Annotated in this window: 17 protein-coding genes and 2 pseudogenes; 18 read left to right on the forward strand and 1 reads right to left on the reverse strand. The window is 47.5% G+C overall.

Going from position 1 to position 21,256, the window contains the following annotated elements:
• Positions 1–45: 45 nt before the first annotated feature.
• The 13 genes and pseudogenes from ABEQ74_RS11525 to ABEQ74_RS11585 all read left to right on the forward strand — a co-directional run bounded on the left by ABEQ74_RS11525 (position 46) and on the right by ABEQ74_RS11585 (position 14,979).
• Positions 46–933, forward strand: a complete 888-nt coding sequence (locus ABEQ74_RS11525) for a carbohydrate ABC transporter permease (protein WP_430122325.1) — start codon at positions 46–48, stop codon at positions 931–933.
• A 2-nt stretch (positions 934–935) separates the two neighbouring features.
• Positions 936–1,742, forward strand: coding sequence for a carbohydrate ABC transporter permease (locus ABEQ74_RS11530; RefSeq protein WP_430122326.1), 807 nt, complete (start codon positions 936–938; stop codon positions 1,740–1,742).
• Positions 1,743–1,760: 18 nt separating this feature from the next.
• The gene (locus ABEQ74_RS11535; protein ID WP_430122327.1) at positions 1,761–2,804 is read left to right on the forward strand and encodes an acyltransferase family protein; all 1,044 of its coding nucleotides are present in this window, start codon (positions 1,761–1,763) and stop codon (positions 2,802–2,804) included.
• 16 nt (positions 2,805–2,820) lie between these two features.
• The gene (locus ABEQ74_RS11540; protein WP_430122328.1) at positions 2,821–4,581 is read left to right on the forward strand and encodes a glycoside hydrolase family 2 protein; all 1,761 of its coding nucleotides are present in this window, start codon (positions 2,821–2,823) and stop codon (positions 4,579–4,581) included.
• A gap of 96 nt (positions 4,582–4,677) precedes the next feature.
• Entirely contained in the window at positions 4,678–7,191 is a 2,514-nt protein-coding gene (locus ABEQ74_RS11545; RefSeq protein WP_430122329.1) for a family 43 glycosylhydrolase, read from the forward strand.
• Positions 7,192–7,272: 81 nt separating this feature from the next.
• A complete protein-coding gene (locus ABEQ74_RS11550) occupies positions 7,273–9,030 on the forward strand; it encodes a glycoside hydrolase family 2 protein (protein ID WP_430122331.1) in 1,758 nt (585 codons plus the stop codon).
• Between the two features lie 53 nt (positions 9,031–9,083).
• Entirely contained in the window at positions 9,084–9,938 is an 855-nt protein-coding gene (locus ABEQ74_RS11555; RefSeq protein WP_430122332.1) for an MBL fold metallo-hydrolase, read from the forward strand.
• Between the two features lie 66 nt (positions 9,939–10,004).
• A complete protein-coding gene (locus tag ABEQ74_RS11560) occupies positions 10,005–11,006 on the forward strand; it encodes an aldose 1-epimerase (protein WP_430122333.1) in 1,002 nt (333 codons plus the stop codon).
• Positions 11,007–11,232: 226 nt separating this feature from the next.
• Positions 11,233–11,364: pseudogene (locus ABEQ74_RS11565) on the forward strand (ATP-binding cassette domain-containing protein); the annotation flags it as partial.
• Positions 11,365–11,824: 460 nt separating this feature from the next.
• The gene (gene pnuC, locus ABEQ74_RS11570; protein ID WP_430122334.1) at positions 11,825–12,505 is read left to right on the forward strand and encodes a nicotinamide riboside transporter PnuC; all 681 of its coding nucleotides are present in this window, start codon (positions 11,825–11,827) and stop codon (positions 12,503–12,505) included.
• Positions 12,502–13,512 carry an AAA family ATPase gene (locus tag ABEQ74_RS11575; protein ID WP_430122335.1) on the forward strand — a complete coding sequence of 337 codons (1,011 nt, stop codon included), beginning with the start codon at positions 12,502–12,504 and terminating at the stop codon, positions 13,510–13,512. The genes pnuC and ABEQ74_RS11575 overlap by 4 nt, the downstream gene beginning before the upstream one ends.
• Before the next feature lie 25 nt (positions 13,513–13,537).
• Positions 13,538–14,431: an NUDIX hydrolase gene (locus ABEQ74_RS11580; RefSeq protein WP_430122336.1), complete on the forward strand. Its 894-nt coding sequence runs from the start codon at positions 13,538–13,540 to the stop codon at positions 14,429–14,431.
• Positions 14,428–14,979 carry an NADAR family protein gene (locus ABEQ74_RS11585; protein ID WP_430122337.1) on the forward strand — a complete coding sequence of 184 codons (552 nt, stop codon included), beginning with the start codon at positions 14,428–14,430 and terminating at the stop codon, positions 14,977–14,979. The genes ABEQ74_RS11580 and ABEQ74_RS11585 overlap by 4 nt, the downstream gene beginning before the upstream one ends.
• A 120-nt stretch (positions 14,980–15,099) precedes the next feature.
• Here ABEQ74_RS11585 and ABEQ74_RS11590 read toward each other — a convergent pair.
• Positions 15,100–15,312: pseudogene (locus ABEQ74_RS11590) on the reverse strand (MFS transporter); the annotation flags it as partial.
• 126 nt (positions 15,313–15,438) lie between these two features.
• On the opposite strand from ABEQ74_RS11590, the gene ABEQ74_RS11595 reads away from it, so the two are divergent.
• From ABEQ74_RS11595 to ABEQ74_RS11615, 5 genes are all read left to right on the forward strand, one after another.
• On the forward strand, positions 15,439–15,750 hold the full coding sequence (locus ABEQ74_RS11595) for an ArsR/SmtB family transcription factor (RefSeq protein WP_430122338.1): 312 nt from the start codon (positions 15,439–15,441) through the stop codon (positions 15,748–15,750).
• Positions 15,751–15,837: 87 nt separating this feature from the next.
• Positions 15,838–17,004 carry an MFS transporter gene (locus tag ABEQ74_RS11600; protein ID WP_430122339.1) on the forward strand — a complete coding sequence of 389 codons (1,167 nt, stop codon included), beginning with the start codon at positions 15,838–15,840 and terminating at the stop codon, positions 17,002–17,004.
• 161 nt (positions 17,005–17,165) lie between these two features.
• The gene (locus tag ABEQ74_RS11605) at positions 17,166–18,596 is read left to right on the forward strand and encodes a S41 family peptidase (RefSeq protein ID WP_430122340.1); all 1,431 of its coding nucleotides are present in this window, start codon (positions 17,166–17,168) and stop codon (positions 18,594–18,596) included.
• 9 nt (positions 18,597–18,605) lie between these two features.
• Complete coding sequence (locus ABEQ74_RS11610; RefSeq protein WP_430122341.1) at positions 18,606–18,917, forward strand: S41 family peptidase; 312 nt, start codon at positions 18,606–18,608, stop codon at positions 18,915–18,917.
• 263 nt (positions 18,918–19,180) lie between these two features.
• Positions 19,181–21,112 carry a fructose-1,6-bisphosphatase gene (locus tag ABEQ74_RS11615; RefSeq protein WP_430122342.1) on the forward strand — a complete coding sequence of 644 codons (1,932 nt, stop codon included), beginning with the start codon at positions 19,181–19,183 and terminating at the stop codon, positions 21,110–21,112.
• Positions 21,113–21,256 lie beyond the last annotated feature (144 nt).

Below are 21,256 nucleotides of genomic sequence, written 5' to 3' on the forward strand. Positions count from 1 at the left end.
CATTTGCCGTAAGGTCTGCCGGTCATATGGGGAGGTTTGGTGCTTATGAAAATGAATAAATTGAGAGCAGACGTACAGGCACTCCTGTTCCTGCTCCCCTTCTTGGTCGTTTATTTCATGTTTACCATTTGGCCGATGATCAAGGGCGTAGAGATGAGCTTCTATAAATGGACGCTGATCAAGAAAATGAAGTACGTTGGAGTCGGCAATTATGAACGGATGTTTCAAGATCATGATTTTTGGGCATCCATTTGGCATTCCACGATTTTCGTCATTATCACAACGCCACTAATGATTGTATTGGCCATTATTTTGGCACTCATCGCCAACCGCAACTCCAGGCTGCAAAGGTTTTACCGGAGTGTATTTTTTATACCGAGCATTCTCTCTGTGGCGGTTGCTTCCTTTTTAGGATTGTTCGTGTTTCAGCCCTATACGGGGCTTGTAAACTCTTTGCTTCATTTAGTAAAATTGCTTCCCGAAAATTCCGAGATCTTTTGGTTGTCGGAAACGAATCTGGCCTGGATCGCGATCTCGCTATTAACGTTATGGTGGACGGTCGGCTTTAACTTTATTTTGTATCTATCGGCAATGCAGGATGTGTCTGAGGAAGTCTATGAAGCGGCGCGTTTGGACGGGGCTTCCGATGCCCAGTTGTTCTGGAGAATCACGCTCCCTCTGCTCAGCCCGATCACAAAGACGATAACGATGCTGCAAATTATAGCTTCATTTAAAGTGTTCATGCAAATCTATGTCATGACCGGCGGGGGACCCCTGGATCAGACGCGTCCTGTCATCCAGCTGATCTGGCAAACAGGCTTCCGCAAGAACGATTTAGGGTACGCGGCCGCCATGTCCTATATGTTGTTCGCTATTCTTTTAGTACTGTCCGGGCTGCAATACTGGATCAATAACCGGAAGGAGGCGAACTAGAGATGAAATGGTTTTATCGGATTTTTTCTATATTCATGGCAATATTGTTTGCTTTTCCGCTCGTCTGGATGCTCGTGGTATCCGTGAAAAAGGAAGGTATGAAGATCACGTCCGTTGTGGACTGGTTTACGCCTCCTTATTCTTTCGCGGTCTATCATGAAGTCATCACCGACACCAAATTGCTCAACTGGTCCTGGAACAGCTTTTTTATCGCCATATGCGTGACTCTCTTGACACTAGTGATCGCGGCGATGGCCGGGTTTGCGATGTCCAAAATCCCGTTCCGGTACAGAATGTTTATGTTTTTCTTCATCTTGGCTGGACTGCTTATCCCAGGAGAAGCAATTCTCATTCCGCTGTATCAGGTTGCCAAAGATTTGGGGATTTTGAACTCTTACATGGGTCTGATTTTTCCGGTTCTGGCTTCGCCTTTTGCAATTATCGTGCTCAAAAGCTTTTTTGACGGAGTTCCGAACGACCTCCTGGAAAGCGTGCAGATTGACGGTGGCGGAATCTGGCGGATTTTTCTAAGCATTATGCTTCCGCTTACCCGTCCCGCACTGGTATCGATCGCGATCCTGACGTTTATCGGCTCCTGGAACAATTTCCTCTGGCCGTTCCTGTCGGTTACCGACGATAATCTGTTCACGTTGCCGATGGGGATTCCTACCTTGATGAATCAGTACACGGAAGATTACGTGAAGCCGATGGTTATCAATACCGTAGCTTCCTTGCCGATCATGCTGCTGTTCCTGATCTTCGAGCGTCAGATTATTAAGGGGGTCAGCCTTTCGGGAATTAAAGGGTGATCGAGAGGAGCAACGGTTGTGGCTGTGCGACAGCGTGAAAGAGCGATTGATATTTTTAAAGGTTTGCTGGTGTTAGGGATGGTGTATTGCCATAGCCTGCAATTTTTCAGCGACCCGATGATTTATCCGCAAGGGCAGACATGGATTGAACTCATTAATTTGATCACCTTCTCTGGATTTGTGTTCAGCTTTGGGTATGTATGCCAGTTAGCGTATTATAGCAAGTCATTCACCGAAGTCTGGCATCGCATTCTTGCCGCGGCGTTCAAAACTTTGCTCGCCTTTTATATTTCCGGGACGGCATACCGGCTGTTTATCGATAAACGACCGCTGGAATGGAAAACGATCAAACCGATATTGCTGTTGAACGATATGCCGGGCTGGTCGGAATTTCTGGCCTCATTTACTTATTTAATCGCGCTCGGCTTGTTGCTGTTCGTACCTTTAAAATGGATGGTCGGGCAAAAATGGATCGGGTTCACGGCGGCTGGACTCCTGCTTCTGACCACATGGATTCCTTACGGAGCGATTCATGCGCCTGCGTGGGCACCGCTGCTGGGAACCCGGGATTTCGCCTCTTTTCCGGTGGTGCAATATTTTCCTTACTATCTGCTAGGCATGCTCTTTGCCCGGTATCGCATCGGTTGGGACTGGCGTGTGCTGACGGGAGCGTTGCTTGCTTCGGGGGCGTTTGTCTGGAAGTGGCTCTCGGGCCCCGGTGCTTCGTTGCCTGAACGTTTTCCGCCGTCGGTTTGGTGGATTATCGGTCCTGCTTTGCTGCTGTACGGATATTACCTTCTGTCCAAGCTGATGGAGAAATATTCTCTGCCGTTTGTTCCGCTGGAGGCCATGGGACGAAATGTACTTTGGTTCCTTGTGATGAGCAATGTGCTTATTTTTGCTTTGAAATCCAATCAGCCGTTGCTGCTGCTTGGGTTGCTGGATTCGTTCTGGATGGAACTCGGACTGCTTGCCGTCATCGGGTTCAGCATATGGATAATTACCAAACCTGCGCGCCGCGCTACTTCAATCAATAACACTAAAAATATAACAACCGGATAAAGAAGGAGTAGAAACTATGGTTGATCAACTGGTACGCAATGAATATCCTCGTCCGCAATTTGTGCGTGAAGCCTGGATGAGTCTGAATGGGCAATGGGATTTCGATTATGACGATCACGGGATGGGCGAGCGGGAAGCATGGTACGAGGATCATGATTTCGCCAGCAAAATCATCGTGCCGTATTGTTACCAAAGCCGGTTAAGTGGAATCGGCGATACAACATTTCATGATACGGTGTGGTATCGCAAAGTATTTTCCGTACCCGAAGATTATAGAAAAGGCAGGCTGCTGCTTCATTTCGGCGCTGTCGATTATGAGGCGAAGGTATGGGTGAACGGCAAACTGGTAACGTTTCATGAGGGCGGCCATACCCCGTTCCATGCGGATATTACGGATGTCCTTACCGATGGTGACAATACCGTCGTAGTGAAGGCAACCGATTATAGCCGGGATGTGACCCTACCTAGGGGCAAGCAATTTTGGGAAGAGAAATCGGCCGGCATCTTCTATACGCGAACAACCGGTATCTGGCAGAGTGTGTGGCTTGAACCGGTTCCGGAAACCTATATCGGTCGAATTCGCCTGACTCCGGATATAGACGTAAATGATATCGCACTGGACGTTTTCCTGTCCGGCTATCGTCCGGGCGCTCTGGTCAGCATTAAAGCGGCCGTCACTTTTAACGGTGAATTTGTAGCGGAAGATACGTTCTCAATAAGACACGAGTCGGCGAGCCGGCGTATTCATCTCGAAGATTTCAATGACCATGGATTGGGACGCTGGTGGACTCCTGAGAAACCGAACTTGTACGATCTGAAATTGACCCTGAGTGTGGACGGCGCAGTTGCCGATACGATAAGCAGCTATTTCGGAATGCGGAAAATATCCATTGAGGACGGAAAGCTGCTGCTGAATAACCGGTCTTATTTCATGAAAATGGTATTGGACCAAGGTTATTTCCCGGAAGGAATTCTGACCGCCCCGAGCGATGACGACCTCCGAAGGGATGTGGGATTGACCAAGGAAATGGGTTTTAACGGTGCGCGTAAGCATCAAAAGATCGAAGATCCGCGCTATTTGTATTGGGCGGATCGGTTGGGCTTGCTGGTTTGGGGCGAAATGGCGAACGCTTATCAGTTCTCCGGGCCTTATGTGGAACGGATAACGAAGGAATGGATTCAGGCTGTGGAACGGGATTATAATCATCCTTGCCTCGTAGTATGGGTACCGCTCAATGAGAGCTGGGGCGTGCCAAATATCCTGGTCGACAAGCAGCAGCAACAGCATGCTTTATCACTCTATCATATGACGAAGTCGCTGGACCCGACGCGGCCCGTCATCTCTAATGACGGTTGGGAGTTAGTTAGTACGGATTTGGTAACCGTTCATGATTATGAATGGCGGCGCGAAGTGCTGGCGGAGCGCTATGCGACTAAGGAGGCGGCGCTGAGCGCCCAACCGGGGAACCGTTGGATTCTTGTCCCTGGCTTCCCATATGCGGGCCAGCCGATTCTTGCAACCGAGTTTGGCGGCATTTCCTTCAAGAAGAACGAGTGGGAAGGATGGGGATACTCCGGGGCCGTGAATGAAGAGGACTTTACGGAGCGTCTCAAGAATGTCATGGAGCCGATAGTACAATCGCCGATCATTCAGGGATTCTGCTACACGCAATTCACCGATGTGGAGCAGGAGATCAACGGCTTGCTGACTTATGACCGGAAGCCGAAGATTCCGCTGGAGACAATCCGCGCGATCGTGGAGGGAACTCGAAAATAATTTAAAAACGGCAGATAACGTTATTCGACGGTTCTGCCGTTTTTTCTTGGGAGGCGGAGAGGTCTCGCCGGGTTATTTTGAAAGGGGAGAGTGGTTGTGCGCTTAGGAAAATGGATGACGACCATGCTGCTGTTGGTAACAGCGGCCTGCTCGTCCGTGGAACGGGAGCCGGTCCGGACATGGAGCAATCCCGTGTCATTAGCGGATGAATGGGAAGAGTACGGGCTGGGAGATCCCTTTATTTTCTCGTTCAACGGGTATTATTACTTGTACGTAAGTACGCGGGATACCGACGCAGGGGTCAAAGTATGGAGTTCCCCGGATTTGGTGGACTGGACCTATCGCGGTTTATGCACGGAGGACCTCGTTACGATGGCGGCGTATGCGCCAGAAGTCCGATACTGGAATGGCAAATTCTATATGTATACTTCTCCGGCTGGAAACGGCCATTATGTGCTCGAAAGCGACTCGCCTGTCGGGCCTTTCCGAGTGGCAACGGACAATTTCGGAAGAACGATTGATGCCTCCACTTTCGTAGACGATGACGGGACCTGGTACTTCTATTACGCCGGAACCGGTGGCATTGATGCCGCAGCGATGGATTCTCCGCTGTCCGTAACTGCCCCTGGCTCGCCCACCGGAGCCTATATGGACGGGTGGACCGAAGGGCCGACAGTATTCAAAAGAAACGGCTTGTACTACATGACCTATACTGGGAATCATGTCTTCAGCAACGGGTACCGGATTGATGCGGCGGTCAGCGAATCACCCCTGGGGCCATTCGAGTTGTTTGGAGGGAACCCCGTTCTGATCCGGACAGAAGGGAAGACCGTCGGACTGGGCCATAACTCGCTCGTTACTGGACCGGATCTCGACTCCATGTACATGATTTACCATAACCTCGAGGGTCCCGGTATTGTCGGGCCGCTGCGGCACATGAACCTGGATCGGCTCTTTTGGAATGGCGATGACTTTGCGGTAGCGGGTCCGACGGACACGCCGCAGCCGGCTCCGGCTATGCCTGCGTTTGCCGACCGGTTTGAACGGGATAGGCTCGGCAAGTCCTGGACTGAATCCGGCAAAGGCGACTGGACGGTCGATCCTGACAAAGGCGCTGGCGTCCGGGCGGCGGATGCTTCCGGCATAGCCATACTGCGGACGAAGTCCAAGACCGAGCCGGGGTATACGGCCGAATTCCACGTTCGCGCGGAGAGCGAAGCGAAGGCGGAAGCCAGAGTCGGGGCCGTATTCTCATATCGCGATGAGCAAAATTACGGCACCGTCTGGCTGAATCCGGCGGCGGGCCGGCTGGAAGTGACCGAACTGTCGGGAGGGAAAGAGCAGGCTCTTGGCGAAGCCGATCTGCCAGCGGACTTCGACTACAGCCAGTGGCATAAGATCCGGATCGAGCATGCCTCCGGAAATGCCGTGAGTGAAGGGAATACCCAACTCCGTATATATATCGATGAGATGCAAAAGTTTACCGGCTCGACTTCGACTGAAGGAGGCTCCATCGGTTATGCGGCTTCAGGTTTAGATGCGCGGTTCGGCTATATTGTGTATAGCAATGATGTGAACGGCAGTAGCGACTGGCACGCTTATCAGCCGCTTCCGGGTCACGTGCAGACTGTTCACTTTGAGGAAGGCGCGGAGGGCAAAGCCTATAAGGCCGTTAAGAAAGCGGACGGTGATGGTGCGTCTCCTTACCGCCCCGGAACCTTGAGTATGAAGACCAATGAAGCCGGCGGCTATGTTTTGACCGGTTTGCAAGAGAAGGAGTGGGCGAATTACCTGGTGAACGTGGATGAAGCCGGACAATATTCGATTCATTTCCGAATCCGGCCTCTGGCGGAGAACGCGACTTTTAGAATAATCGATGAGAATGATAAGGAAATCGCTACGTTTACTGCAGCCCAGGAGGAGGCGGGAGAATGGCAGACGGTTTCCGCGCAAGGCGTAGAATTGCCGGCGGGACAGCAGCGGTGGAGGCTGGAAATCACGGCGGGAACTTTGGACCTGGACTGGTTCCGGGCGGAGCGTTACCAGCCCGTGGAAGCATGGGAGGACAACTTTGACGACGGAAACGATTTTGGATGGACCCGGTTTGAGGGCATGTGGTCCGTAAAGGAAGAGGAGTTACGGGCATCTTCGGTGTCGCCTGCCAAATCGCTGACCGGCGAGCCCGGTTGGTCCGATTATTCGGTTGAAGCGAATCTGCGAAGGATGGAGGATACGGGCCGCGCCGGGCTGCTCATTCGCGCCTCGGAGCCTGCTAACGGGCTTGATCAGAACCAGAATCGATCCGATTTTGTTCGCGGATATTATGTTTATGCCGATACCGAAGGCTTGCATCTCGATAAAATTAACTACGGCACTACCTCTTTAATAAGCAAGCCTTGGGGAACGGACTCTCCCGGAGCAGACGGCAAGCTTCATTTGAAAGTAACCGCACGAGGCTCGACGATCGAAGTCTATACGGGGGATTCGAGCGAACCGGTTCTCTCCTATACCGATCGCAGTACCACTCCGTTTCTTCAGGGACAGATCGGCCTGCAAAGCTCGGATGTCGCGGTCCGCATTGACCGGGTCAAGGTCGAGCCGTTACGATAACGGCGGACCTTTCCCATCCCGGTTGCATTGCATTGATAGAACCGACGCTTATTGCATCGAAAATAAAGGAGGTCCATTAATATGACCAAATCAAATGCGCTTCAATCTCTTCCCCGTCCCGAGTATCCAAGACCCCAATGGGAACGTTCGGAATGGATCAATCTGAACGGCTCCTGGCAATTTGAAATCGATCATGGACAAAGCGGGAAAGAGCGCGAATATTTCAAGAGCGATCATGAATTGACCGGAACGATTACTGTTCCGTTCTGTCCGGAGAGCAAGCTGTCGGGCGTGGAGTACAAGGATTTCATGGCCGCGGTCTGGTACAGACGAGAGATTACAGTGCCGGATGCATGGAAGGCTGGGAGAGTTCTTCTTCATTTTGGCGCTGTCGACTACAAAACTGAAGTGTGGATAAACGGCAGCTCTGTCGGAACGCATCTGGGGGGATATTCCTCCTTCAGCTTCGATATCACGGAGCACCTTGCTTCGGGGACAAATATTATAACGGTACTGGCCGAGGATGACGTTCGGTCCGGTCGACAGCCGCGAGGCAAACAGAGTGAAAGATTTCATTCGCACGGCTGCGACTATACGCGTACCACCGGCATTTGGCAGACGGTATGGCTCGAACATGTGCCGGATGCTTACTTGTCCAACATGAAGCTGGTGCCGGATCCGGACAATGCCTGCGTACATCTCGAGCTTGCGATTGGGGGCCAAGTGGCCGGAGCGACCGTGACCGTAACCGCCTCTTATGAGGGAAAAGTGGTCGGCGAAGCTTCCGCCATCGTAACCGGCGCTTATGCGCACGTGACTCTCCCTCTCTCCGAGGTTCATCTCTGGGAAGTCGGAAACGGCAGACTTTATGACCTTGAACTGTCTCTTCGCCAAGAGGGAGTACCGGAAGATAAGGTACGGGCTTACTTCGGACTCCGTACAATAATGATCGACGGAATGAAGGTCAAGATTAACGGGAAGTCCGTATTCCAACGGCTGGTGCTGGATCAGGGCTTTTACCCGGAAGGCATTTATACCGCTCCGGATGATGAAGCGCTGCGCAAAGATATTGAAATTTCTGTGGAGATGGGCTTCAATGGAGCAAGGCTTCATGAAAAGATGTTCGAGCCGCGGTTCTTGTATTGGGCAGATCGGATGGGATATCTTGTATGGGGAGAACATGCCAACTGGGGGCTCGATATTACTACGCCTGCGGGGTTGTCTTCCTTCTTGCCGGAATGGCTTGAGGGGATGCGCAGAGACTTCAACCATCCTGCCTTGATCGGCTGGTGTCCGTTCAACGAGACCTGGGACCGGGACGGTACGAAGCAGGATAATGAGGTGCTGCGGATCGTCTATGAGGTTACGAAGCAAATGGATCCGACGCGTCCGGTGATTGATACGAGCGGCAATTTCCATGTGGTTACGGACATTTTTGACCTCCATGATTATGATCAGAATCCCGAGACGTTCAAGGCCAGATATGAACCGATGAAGCACGGCGGAGAGGTATTTGTGAGATTCTCCGACAGACAAACGTATGCCGGTCAGCCTTACTTCATCAGTGAATACGGCGGAATTTGGTGGAATCCAGACCAGAAAGACGAGAAGTCCTGGGGCTACGGTGACAGACCCGGTTCGGAGAAGGAATTCCTCGAACGCTACCAGGGCTTGACTGATGCGTTGCTTGACCATCCGATGATGTTCGGTTTCTGCTATACCCAATTGTACGATGTAGAACAGGAAGTGAACGGGTTGTACACCTACGACCGGCGGCCGAAATTCGATCTGGAGACGATTCGCCGGATTAATTCGCGCAAAGCGGCCATTGAGGATTAAACATCTGATTAAACATCAACATGTAGAGACAGATTAGCGCAAGGAGGGTGACTATGAATACTGTTAAGACTGGAGCTGCACTAATTCAAGAAGTTCATCAGACCGAGGTTCCGTACGGAACCTTGGCGATCTGGTTCCTCGGACAGGAAAGCGTCATTATTAAGGGGGACGGGATCACAGTCTACATTGATCCGTATGTATCCGATTTTCTGGACCGGACCGGTCCGGTCCGTTCCTATCCTGCCCCGATTACCCCCGAGGACATTACGGAGGCGGATGTGTGCCTGATTACGCACGAGCATGACGACCATATGGATGAAGGCACCCTTACTGTCTTTCACGCTAATAACGGTGGGGCGCCGATAATGGCTCCGACGTGCTGTCATCGGGAACTGCTTCGGATGGGCGTGGGTGAATCCTCCATTTTGACGGTGGATGCAACCGAACCGACGGAGCTGTTTTCCAAGCTGCGGATTACGGTCATTCCCGCGGCACATGAGGAACTTGAACAGGATGATGGCGGCTATTATCGCAGCGTCGGATATGTGCTTCAGCTTAACGGAGTCACCCTGTATCATGCAGGGGACACGGTGATCTATCCCGGTTTGACGGAGCAGCTCGCTGAGATCTCACCCGATGTAGCTATGCTGCCCATCAACGGCGGGGATTATTTCCGCAGGGAACAAGGCATCGTCGGCAATATGAACTACAGAGAAGCCGCCGAATTGGCCGTCCGGATCGGAGCGGAGACCGTCATTCCGCTGCATTATGACGTTTTTGCCGGAAACAGCGAGAAACCGGGTTATTTCCTCGATTATCTATATGAGCGGTATCCCGGACAGAAATGTCATGTCATGGCGCGCGGGGAACGTTATGTGTACGTGTCTTCGAGAACATTTGTTAAATAGTGTGCAAGTAAATATAGAGTCTGATTACCGAATTAGGCCGGACGCAAAATTAAAGGAGAGTTGCATATGTGTGCATTTGAACTGCGAGCTTACGAAGGAGAATATCAGGGAGAGTCCGCCATCTGGTTGAAAGCGGGACGGTACGAAGCCGCTCTGCTGCCGGAAATCGGCGGGAATTTGATCGCCTTCCGCGATGTTGAGCGGGGACTTCGGCTGCTTCATGAGCCGGGACCCGAGGAGATGGATTCTTTCAAGGCGAGACCGATGATTCATGGCATTCCGGTGCTGTTTCCGCCGAATCGTTATGAAGACGGCAAATTTCCTTGGAAGGGGAAAGTCCATCAGTTTCCGGTTAATGAGCCTGCGACCGGCAACCATCTGCACGGATTTCTCTACAACATTCCATGGCAAGTGGAGGAATACGGTATCACGGAAACGCTAAGCTATGTATCTATCATCATGACAGTCGATGAGCATCACGATTCTTATGCATATTTTCCATATAAATATAAGCTGCGGATTCGTTATAGCTTGAGTGAACAAGGCTTGTCCCAGCAGGTTATGGTACTGAATACCGGTACGGAGCGGATGCCCTGCCTGCTAGCCTTCCATACCTCAGTCAATGCTCCGTTTGCTGAAGGAAGCGCGGCCGCGGACTATCGTCTGAAGTTGACGATCGGGGAGCGGTGGGAATTGAATGAACGGATGCTGCCGACGGGCCGGTTCCAGTCGCTCTCTGAGCAGGAACTGCTTATGAAGGGCGAGGGCGTTTATCCGTTCTTCGAGAGCATGGACAATCACTATACCTCGGTTGCCCAGAACGGTAGAAGCCGGATGGAGCTGACCGACCTGAGCCGCAAACTTACGCTTGTGTACGATGTAGGAACATCCTACAAGCAATGGATGATCTGGAACAACGGTGCGCAAGAGGGCTTCTTCTGTCCTGAGCCGCAGATCAATCTGGTAAATGCTCCGAATTCGGAGCTGCCGGCCGATGAAATTGGACGGTTCAGCCTCGAGCCCGGCGAGATTTGGGAGGAGAGCAGCCGCTTGTACGTGCGGGGATAAACGGGGTACAGCCAGCTAACGGCAAGTTTAGCCATAATAGACAAGCACATTTGGAACGTTGTGACCGGATGTGCTTTTTTTGCATCGAACTAAAGTCCCCTCATCCAAAAGTGCGAAATGCTAAAAAAAGACTCATTATTCTAAATACAACCAGGCCCCCTGCTTTCTAAAATGGGAATGAACAAAGAAAGAGGGTGAGCGAGTGGATTCGGAAATTTTGCTGCGAATGGAGAGAATCCGGAAGGAGTTTCCGGGTGTCGTGGCACTTTCGAATGTCGATTTTTGTTTTCGGAAGGGTGAAATTCATGCGTTGATGGGGGAGAACGGAGCGGGGAAATCAACGTTGATCAAAGTGCTCCGATCAGGAAGTTCAGCTTCAAGGTTTCCGGTTACATCGCAGTGAACTTGGTAGTAATTGAGAGTGCAAATTTGACTTGATTAGGCGTTATGGACGTCGTGTTCGTATCCGAGACATCCAGTATCGTCACCAGTGATCGTTCTGTTGAGAAGTCCAGAAGAAAAGAAACAAATGATGGATCGTTTTTTTGTATCATAGTACGGTCATTAATCAGCAGGAGCCTCGTGCGATGTCAAGAGAAACGGGTTTATGTTCCTTATCACAATCTCTGCCATATTCCTTGCCATAATAAACCATCCATAAATAAGAACCGTCCTGCATAAAGAGGAAGAATTCACTTGCCTTTCGCAGGCTTTTCTGTTAATTTTGATAGTAACCAATTGTTATTAACAAAATGATACTAAGTTGTGATTGTGTTTTTCACTCTGCAAACGAGTGGAGAAAGTGGAGGGGATGCAAAGTGAAGAGGGTTACGGATAACTGGAATCTGTTCGAAATCGCGTGGTTGGTACTGTTTACCTCGATCGCTGTTGGATTTACGGTGATATCAAAGGACTCTTTATTCGGATTTACGGTTTTTATTTCTGGAGTGCTATGCGTCGTGCTAGCTGCGAAGGGCAACCTGATGAGCTATGTGTTCGGCATGTATAATACCTTTGGTTATGCCTATTTGGCCTACATTAACGGTTTGTTTGGAGAAGTCATGCTGAATTTGCTGTTCTTCGTTCCTATGAATGTCATTGGCTTCTACATGTGGAAAAATAACCGCCAAGAAGACGGTAAGCTGACCATGCGACAGATGGATCTAAGAGGACTGTTCCTAGTTGGGATGGTCTGTATTATAGGATGTTTGCTGCTGGGATTCGGGCTTTCGTTCATTCCGGGGCAGAACTCGCCTTACATCGATGCCACTACGACCGTGCTATCCATAGTGGCAACTTTCTTAATGGTACGAAGATTCAAGGAACAATGGCTGGTCTATATTGTGTTGAATTTGTTTACGGTGTTATTGTGGGTGATTCGGATGCTTGAGGGGAGCGGCGAAGGCTTGATGATGATCGTGATGTGGAGCGCGTACCTGGTCAATGCGGTATATGGATATTACATTTGGAATAAAGGAGCTAGGGAGGTAACGGCATGAAAACACTTGGACTAACACTTGGGAAGTTTGCTCCGCTTCACAAAGGGCATCAGTTCATGATTGAAACGGCGCTGGAAGAGGTCGATGAGTTGATCGTAGTCATATACGATACGACGGTCACCCCGATCCCGCTTCATGTCCGTGCGAATTGGATACGTAAGCTTTATCCGACAGTCAGGGTAATTGAAGCTTGGGACGGCCCCGATGGGTATTCGAATGACAGAGAGCATGAGATTCGGGAAGAACAGTATATACTCGGTTTACTGCACGGTGAGCAAGTCACACATTTTTACTCGAGCGAGTTTTATGGAGATCATATGAGCCTAGCATTGGGTGCGATAGACCGGCGGGTAGATGAAGCCCGCGGGCGGGTTCCGATCTCAGCGACGATGATTCGATCGGATCCATATAAGTACAGGGAGTTCGTAAGTGATATCGTGTACCGGGACTTGATCACGAAAGTGGTCTTCGTGGGAGCGATGTCGACTGGAAAGTCGACGATTACCGAAGCGCTGGCACAGCGGTATGGCACGACCTTCGCGAGCGAATACGGACGCGATTATTGGACAGAGCATCAGGTGGACCGCAGAATCGGCCTCGACGCATTCGATGAAATCGCGATAGGTCATATCGAGCGTGAAGAGCAGGCTTTGCTTTCGGCGAATCGGTATCTGTTCGTTGATACCAATGCGATTACAACGTATATGTTCGCCCTGGATTACCACGGCCGGGCCCCTGATTTATTAACCCGAATTGCTCTGGAAAACGCGCAGCGCTATGATCTGTTCTTCCTGTGCGATGATGATATTCCATACGACGATACATGGGACCGCAGCGGGGATCAGAAGCGGCATGTTTTTCATAAGCAGATTATTGCGGATCTAAAAACACGTCGGATTCCCTACATTACATTGCGGGGAAGCCTGGAAGAGCGCATGCGCAAGGTAGATGAAGTGTTAGCGAAGTTCGAGCCTTACGGAAACTACTTTGGAGAGCTGAACGGTTAATTCAAAATCAAGGAGGCAGACTCACGTGGATTTATTGGATAAGGATGGACTTACGGAACGCGAATTTTTGGAGCAGTACCGTGCAGGTGATTACGAGAGACCTTCGGTGGCGACAGATATGGTGATCTTCACCGTGACGGAAGCAGAGGTGGACAGCTACCGCAGACTGCCGGAGAAAGAGCTCCGCGTCCTGCTCATTCGCCGGGGAGGTCATCCCTTCCTCGGCAAATGGGCGCTTCCCGGCGGATTTGTTCTGCCGACTGAAACGACGGATCAGGCAGCGGCTAGGGAACTGCGTGAAGAAACGGGCGTTGAGGATGTCTATCTGGAGCAGTTATATACGTTTAGTGATATTGGGCGCGACCCCCGAACCTGGGTGATAAGCTGCAGCTATATGGCTTTGATCAACAGCGACAAGTTGGAGCTTAAGTCGGGAGACGATGCAGCTGACGCCGCCTGGTTTAAAGTATCCTATCGGCTTCTGCGGGAGCAGAAAGAGCTGTTTGAAGACGGATACGTCAAGACGCTGGAGTACGAACTGAAGCTAAGCAGTGAAACAGAAGAACTTACGGCAGTCGTCGCGAGGAAGGTGACAGCGAAGACAACATCAGCTAGCACGGAGTACGAGATTGTTTCCAATGAAGGATTAGCGTTTGACCACGCGAAGATCATAGCATGCGCTATCGAGCGGCTGCGGGGAAAAGTGACTTATACCGATATTGCGCTGCACTTGATGCCAAAGCTTTTTACCTTGACGGAACTGCAGCAGGTTTATGAGGTCATTATGGATAAAGAGCTGTTAAAGGCAGCCTTCCGTCGCAAAGTAGCCGAGCTAGTGACGGAAACCGATCATTACACCGAGAATGCGGGACATCGGCCATCCCGTTTGTATCGGAGAAATTTGGAGGAAACTCAATGATTTATAGTCTTGATGAGTTAAGAAAGGCGTATAACGAGGGAGAAACATTCAAGTTCGTATTCTTTTGGGGACATACGCCGTCTAAAGACGGGAGCGTCGATAAAAGCTGCTTCAGCCAATGGTGGATGTGCCCCTTCACGGTAGAGGGAACGGAGTATTCCTGCGCCGAGCAGTTTATGATGGCTGAGAAGGCTAGGCTGTTCGGTGATGACGAAATGCTGAAGTCGATTCTTAAAGCGAAGCACCCCAAGGAAATGAAAGCTTATGGGCGTGCGGTACGAAATTTTGATAATGATATTTGGGACAAAGAATGTTACGGTATCGTTAAAAGAGCCAGCTTAGCCAAATTTTCGCAGAATCCGAGGCTGGGCGAATATCTTAAGTCGACGAAGAAGCGCATCCTTGTTGAAGCCAGCCCGCAAGACCGGATATGGGGAATCGGCTTGCACCAGTCCAATCCGAACGTGGAGAATCCCATGAAATGGCGGGGCAGAAACTTGCTGGGTTTTGCGCTGACTGAAGCGCGGGACGAGCTGCTGCGAAGTTAGTTTTATAAAAGATTATCCAGCCTCCCAAGAAAAGATCTGTGTGTTGAATAAAAAATAAATCCGTCATGTGATAAGTTCTCTCGGGGAGCTTATTACATGACGGAAATAAGATTAATTGGTTTACTGTATCCCTTTCATATACCCCTGGATTTTCGAGGAGAACAAGAAGAGCACAATACTGAGCAGGATTGCTGCACCTCCGATGACACCAAAATATAACATCTCAGTGGCAGGTGAATAGAATTTAACAATTTGCGCATTAATCGCTTGGGCAGCCGCATTGGATAAGAACCATAAACTCATGGTCTGCGCTGAGAAAGCGGCGGGTGCCAAAGAGATGTTAGATACATCGCTGCTTCGTGATATTTAGGCGAATCGATAATTTATTCATCGACTTCTGCAACCAATAGACTGAATAAACATATTTACAAATCTATAAAAATAGATATAATATTGGTTATGGAACCTTCACTAATCTATAAAGCATTATCAAATGAAACGCGACAGCAAATTTTATTATGGCTGAAAGAGCCAGAGAATTATTTTGATGAAGAGCCTTATCTAAGACAAGGGATTAGTTTTCAAGTTGGAGTATGTGTTGGAGAAATCCAAGTGAAGACGGGGCTGGCGCAGTCGGTTATTTCTAGTTATTTATTAACAATGAAAAATGCAGGATTATTAGAATCCGAACGTATTGGAAAATGGACATATTATCGACGGAATGAAAGGACAATAAAAGAGTTCGCCGACTATGTTCAAAAGGAATTATAAAAAGAGAGGAGGGACTTTTTTTTGAAATAACATATCTATTTATCTAGATATAAGTATATGATACATAAAAGAATGGAGTTTTTACAAATGAAAAAGGTAAGTCCTTTGCTTATTGTTATGCTGGCATTAGGTGTATTCGGAATTATTACAACAGAAATGAGTATTGTTGGGGTATTACCACAAATAGCGCAAAAATTTGCAATTTCAACTTCACAAGCGGGCTTATTAGTAAGTGTATTCGCTCTTGTAGTTGCGATCTCTGGGCCATTTCTAATCATACTAGTATCTGGGATTAACCGTAAGGTACTATTACTAACAGCAATATTCATGTTCGTTATTTCTAATATTATTTATGCTTTTACAACACAATTTGAAGTCATGCTTATTTTTCGCATCCTCCCTGCAGCGCTTCATCCGCTCTTCTTTTCCATAGCACTTGTTACTGCAGCTTCACTTGTCCAGCCAGAGAAAAGTGGTCAAGCCATTACGAAGGTATTCACTGGAGTTACCGTGGGATTTGCTCTAGGTGTACCATTGACTTCTTATCTTGCAGAACAGTTTTCCTTGGGAGTTGCTTTCTTGTTTGGAGCAATGGTAAACGCGCTTGCTTTTATAGGGATCCTTACTTTGCTTCCCTCTATGCCGGTAAAAGAAAGAGTGTCCTTTGGAAAACAGATTGGTATCTTACGTAAGCCGGGTTTATGGTTAAATATTGCAGCGGTTGTGTTTATTTTTGCAGCCATGTTTTCGGTCTATAGTTACTTTGCTGAGTACCTTGCAAGAGTAACCAACATGAATGGCTCTCTCATCAGTGTCATGTTACTCATATTTGGCATCATTATGATTGCAGGTAATCATTTGTTTGGAGCCTTTTTGCAAAGAAATATCGTAAACACCGTAATATCATTTCTAATTGCATACTTATTAGCTTATTTATTGGTTTACTATTTAGGGTCTTATTTCGTTCCCATGATTTTTATGGTATTTATTTGGGGAATCATACATTCAGGTGGGTTAATCGTAGGTCAGACGTGGCTAATGAGTGAGGCAAAAGAATCCCCTGAATTCGGCAACAGTTTATTCGTCTCGTTCTCAAATCTCGGAATTACTTTGGGAACCTCTATTGGCGGCTGGTTTATTTCTCAATTAGGAATTCACCAACTGATCTGGAGTGGCATCCTATTCACACTGCTTTCTTTGTTATTGATCATCATAAAAGTGAAACATTTCAAATCTAGTAGTCAACCATCTTGATGCCGGCCTCTTCACCTTTTTTGTTATTATCTGTATAATTACGGTTAAAGCACAGACAACATAAGCCCCAGCCTAGGATAAGTGAAATATCTAAGGCTGGGATTTTTTATTTGCACGAATGATAATATGATAAATTGTTGAGCTGAAAGGTGGGGAAAAAGATGAGAGAAGGAAAAAGCAGGAACTGGAAGTTCCTGGTGTTTTTCAGTGTATTGTTTACCCTCATTATCGCAGGATGTTCTACCTCACAAGAGAGCAATCAACTCGAGAGGGAGAAGGATCGTGAATTTGATGCAGGAAGTGGCGTGAAATTTTCCAGTCTTTCTGAGCAAAAGATTGAGGATCTGGCTAAGCTAAGTAAGGTATGGGGAGTGGTGAAATATCATCATCCTAAGGTTATATCTGGAGATATAAATTGGGATTATGAGTTGTTTCGGATCATGCCCTCTATTTTAGCAGAAGACTCGGATGTTAACTCCATTCTCTATGGGTGGGTTCATTCATTAGGTAGCGAATCCATTCCTGGTGAGCTTGAAAAAGAATATCAATTTTCTGAAGATTCCATACAGCTTAGACCATCCACAGATTGGTGCAAGGACGAGGAATATCTCGGAACAGATCTGAGTCTTGAATTATCCAAGCTTCTGGATTCTAATATATCAGAACGTGAACATGCATATGTTCGTTTTATGGAGGATTCCTACTATACTTTTATGGATAAAGAAAATCCGTACTCGAATATGAATTTCGATGATACAGGCTACAGGCTGCTAAGTTTATTCCGCTATTGGAATATTATTGAATATTACTATCCATATAAAGATGTCATCGGAGAGGATTGGGACCAAGTACTTCTGGACTTTATCCCCAAAATAATAGATGGGTCGGACTACGATTCTTATTTCAGGACCTTAGCGGAACTGACAACTAAGATACATGATTCTCACGCTATTTTGGTGGGCAAAAATAGAGAGGTAATTACTGATTATTACGGTACATATCGGCTTCCCGTAAACTTTATTGAGATTAACAATCAGATTGTTATAAGTAAAGTAATGAACAAATGTGGACTTGAAGTCGGAGACATTATATTAACTGTTGGCGACAAAAGTATCGATGAGCTGTTAGAAGATAGAAGGAAATATATATCACAGTCACGAGAAGACACGTCTAGCTTATTTTTTCTTGATCTATTTCGAACCGAGCAGAAGAATACGGACGTTACCGTCATACGACGGGGAAATAGGATGAATATTAGTGCAGTAGGCAGTCAACAAGACATTTATTCCCGAGTTGATACAAAATCACAAGCGATGGAGAACGGAGAAATCTACTATATTAATGTTGGTCTCTTGAAAGATGGAGAGATTGATAAAATCATGAAAAAGAGGTGGAACACGAAAGGTCTGATTATTGATCTTAGAAACTACCCTTCTAGCATAATCACTTATGAATTAGCCAAATATCTGATTCCATCAGAAAAAGTATTTGCCACAGCTTCAGCCCCCAATCGTGCAGTCCCTGGTGAATTTTATTATTTTGAACCCATGATCTCAGGGAAACCTCAAGATTCAAATAACGAGGTTTATTAAGGAAAAGTCGTGATTTTAATCAATGAACATACGATTAGTAGCGGTGAGTTTACAACGATGTCGCTCAGAAATACAGAAAACTCCATAGTTCTCGGAAGACCATCTGCCGGAACTGATGGTGATATGCGTATCTTTATGCTTCCAGGAAAAATAAAAACCGCTATAACTGGAATCGGTATATTTGATCCGGAGAAGAAACCTACACAACGAATAGGCTTGCAGCCACATATTCGTCTTGATCCAACCATTGAAGGACTTATGGAAGGCAGAGACGAGTACATTGAGAAAGCTGTAGAATTGATTAATGATGATGGTGATTAAAAACAGAGATTTCTTAAAAGAGTACGGACCCTGAATTAATCGATAGCAATATAATAACCAGGACCCCCATGGTCTCTGGTTTTTTTATGTGTATATAAGCTCGTTCTTGATACCAACACACAAATAATTTTATTTTTTTGGTTAACTATACTACATAAGGAGCGATAACATCGACAGCATGAACGACCTGTTCGGATGGCATCTTGAGAGTGCCATTATTCCGTTTGCATAAATCACCATATTCCTTGAGGGGGGCACCTGTTTTGGATGCACAATTTCTAGAATTATTGGCCCAGCAATATGATACGGAAGAAAAAGTCGTAACAGAAATCATCAACCTTGAAGCGATCTGTAATCTTCCCAAGGGAACTGAGCATTTTGTCAGTGATTTGCATGGGGAGTTCCAGGCTTTTCAGCATGTATTAAGAAACGGATCGGGTATGGTTAAAGAGAAAATCAAAGATTTGTTCCGTGAGGATTGGACGGATAAAGAAATCAATGAATTTGCGGCGTTAGTTTATTATCCGGAAGAAAAAATACAGCTGGTTAAAGGAGACCTGTGCAATAAACAAGCCTTGAACCGTTGGTATAGACAAACGATTGAGCACATGCTTAAGCTCATTTCTTATGCCTCTTCCAAATATACACGTTCGAAGCTGCGTAAAGCTCTGCCGGAGCGGTTTGTATATATTGTAGAAGAGCTACTTTACAAAACCGATTCGACCAACAATAAGGATCCTTATTACGAGGAAATATACCGGCAAGTTATCTCCTTGGGCCAGGCAGACAAGCTCATTATAGGCCTTGCTTATACGACCCAGCGCCTGGTGGTTGACCATCTTCATGTGGTCGGAGATATCTATGACCGTGGGCCAGACCCCGATAAAATTATGGACACGCTGATCAACTACCATTCTGTAGACATTCAGTGGGGCAACCATGACGTCCTGTGGATAGGTGCCTATGCGGGTTCCCTGGTCTGTCTTGCAAATATTATCCGAATCTGCGCCAGATACGACAATCTGGACATCATTGAAGATGTTTACGGGATCAATCTTCGCCCATTGCTAAACTTGGCGGAGAAATACTATGATGACAATCCGGCATTCAGACCGAAACTGCAGGCCGGCCATAACATATCGGAGCAGGAAATCCTGCAGATTACAAAAATTCATCAAGCCATTGCCATAATCCAGTTTAAGCTTGAAATCCCGATTATCAAGAGACGCCCATACTTTAATATGTCTGACAGGCTTATGCTTGAGCAGATCGATTACGACAAAAATGAGATCAAGATCGGTGGAAAAACTTACCCGCTGGAAAACACCTGTTTCGCATCCGTAAATCCGCGGCAGCCTGAACAATTACTGGAGGAAGAACAGCAGGTAATGGAAAAGCTGCTGTTCTCCGTTCAGCATTCCGAAAAGCTGGCCAGACATATGCATTTTCTTATGAAAAAGGGCAGCTTTTATTTAAAATATAACGGGAATTTGTTAATCCACGGTTGTATTCCTTTGGACGAAAAAGGATACATGGAAGAAATGCAGATTGAAGACAAGACGTATTCGGGTCGTGGGCTCATCGATGTTTTTGAATATTATTTACGTTACGCCTTTGCACATCCGGAACAGACGGATGATTTGGCAACGGACATGGTATGGTACATCTGGACAGGAGAATGCTCCTCGCTCTTTGGAAAGAGAGAAATGACCACCTTTGAACGGTACTTTATCCAAGATAACGAAACCCATAAGGAGAGAAAGAACCCTTACTATCATTTGCGTGAAAATGAGGAAATCTGCCGGCAAATCCTGATGGAGTTTGGTTTGAATCCGGATCAAGGACATATCATTAACGGCCACACGCCAGTTAGAGAAATCCGTGGAGAGAATCCCGTTAAAGCAAACGGGAAAATGGTCGTCATTGACGGCGGTTTCTCCAAAGCTTATCAATCCACAACGGGCATCGCCGGATATACCTTGTTGTATAATTCCTTTGGCATGCAGCTCGTCGCCCATCAGCATTTCAATTCTAAAGAAGATGTGTTATGTAACGGAACGGATGTATTGTCTATAAAAAGACTTGTGGACAAAGAACTGGAGCGTAAGCTGGTGAGGGAAACCAATGTCGGGGAGAAGCTGCTGCAGAAAATCTCAAATTTGAAGAATCTTCTGGAATATCGCAACATGGTTTGAACTTCAGTTCATTGATTCCCACTTCAGTTCACTGACAAATTTCGATTTTAACACTGAAGAATCGACATTTTATTATGGGAAATACCCCCGGAAGATGATAAACTCAAATACGGCACAACATACATATCATCTCAATTAACAGGG

This window comes from Paenibacillus solani (genome assembly GCF_050475945.1).
Classification (GTDB): Bacteria; Bacillota; Bacilli; order Paenibacillales; family Paenibacillaceae; genus Paenibacillus_AQ; species Paenibacillus_AQ solani_A.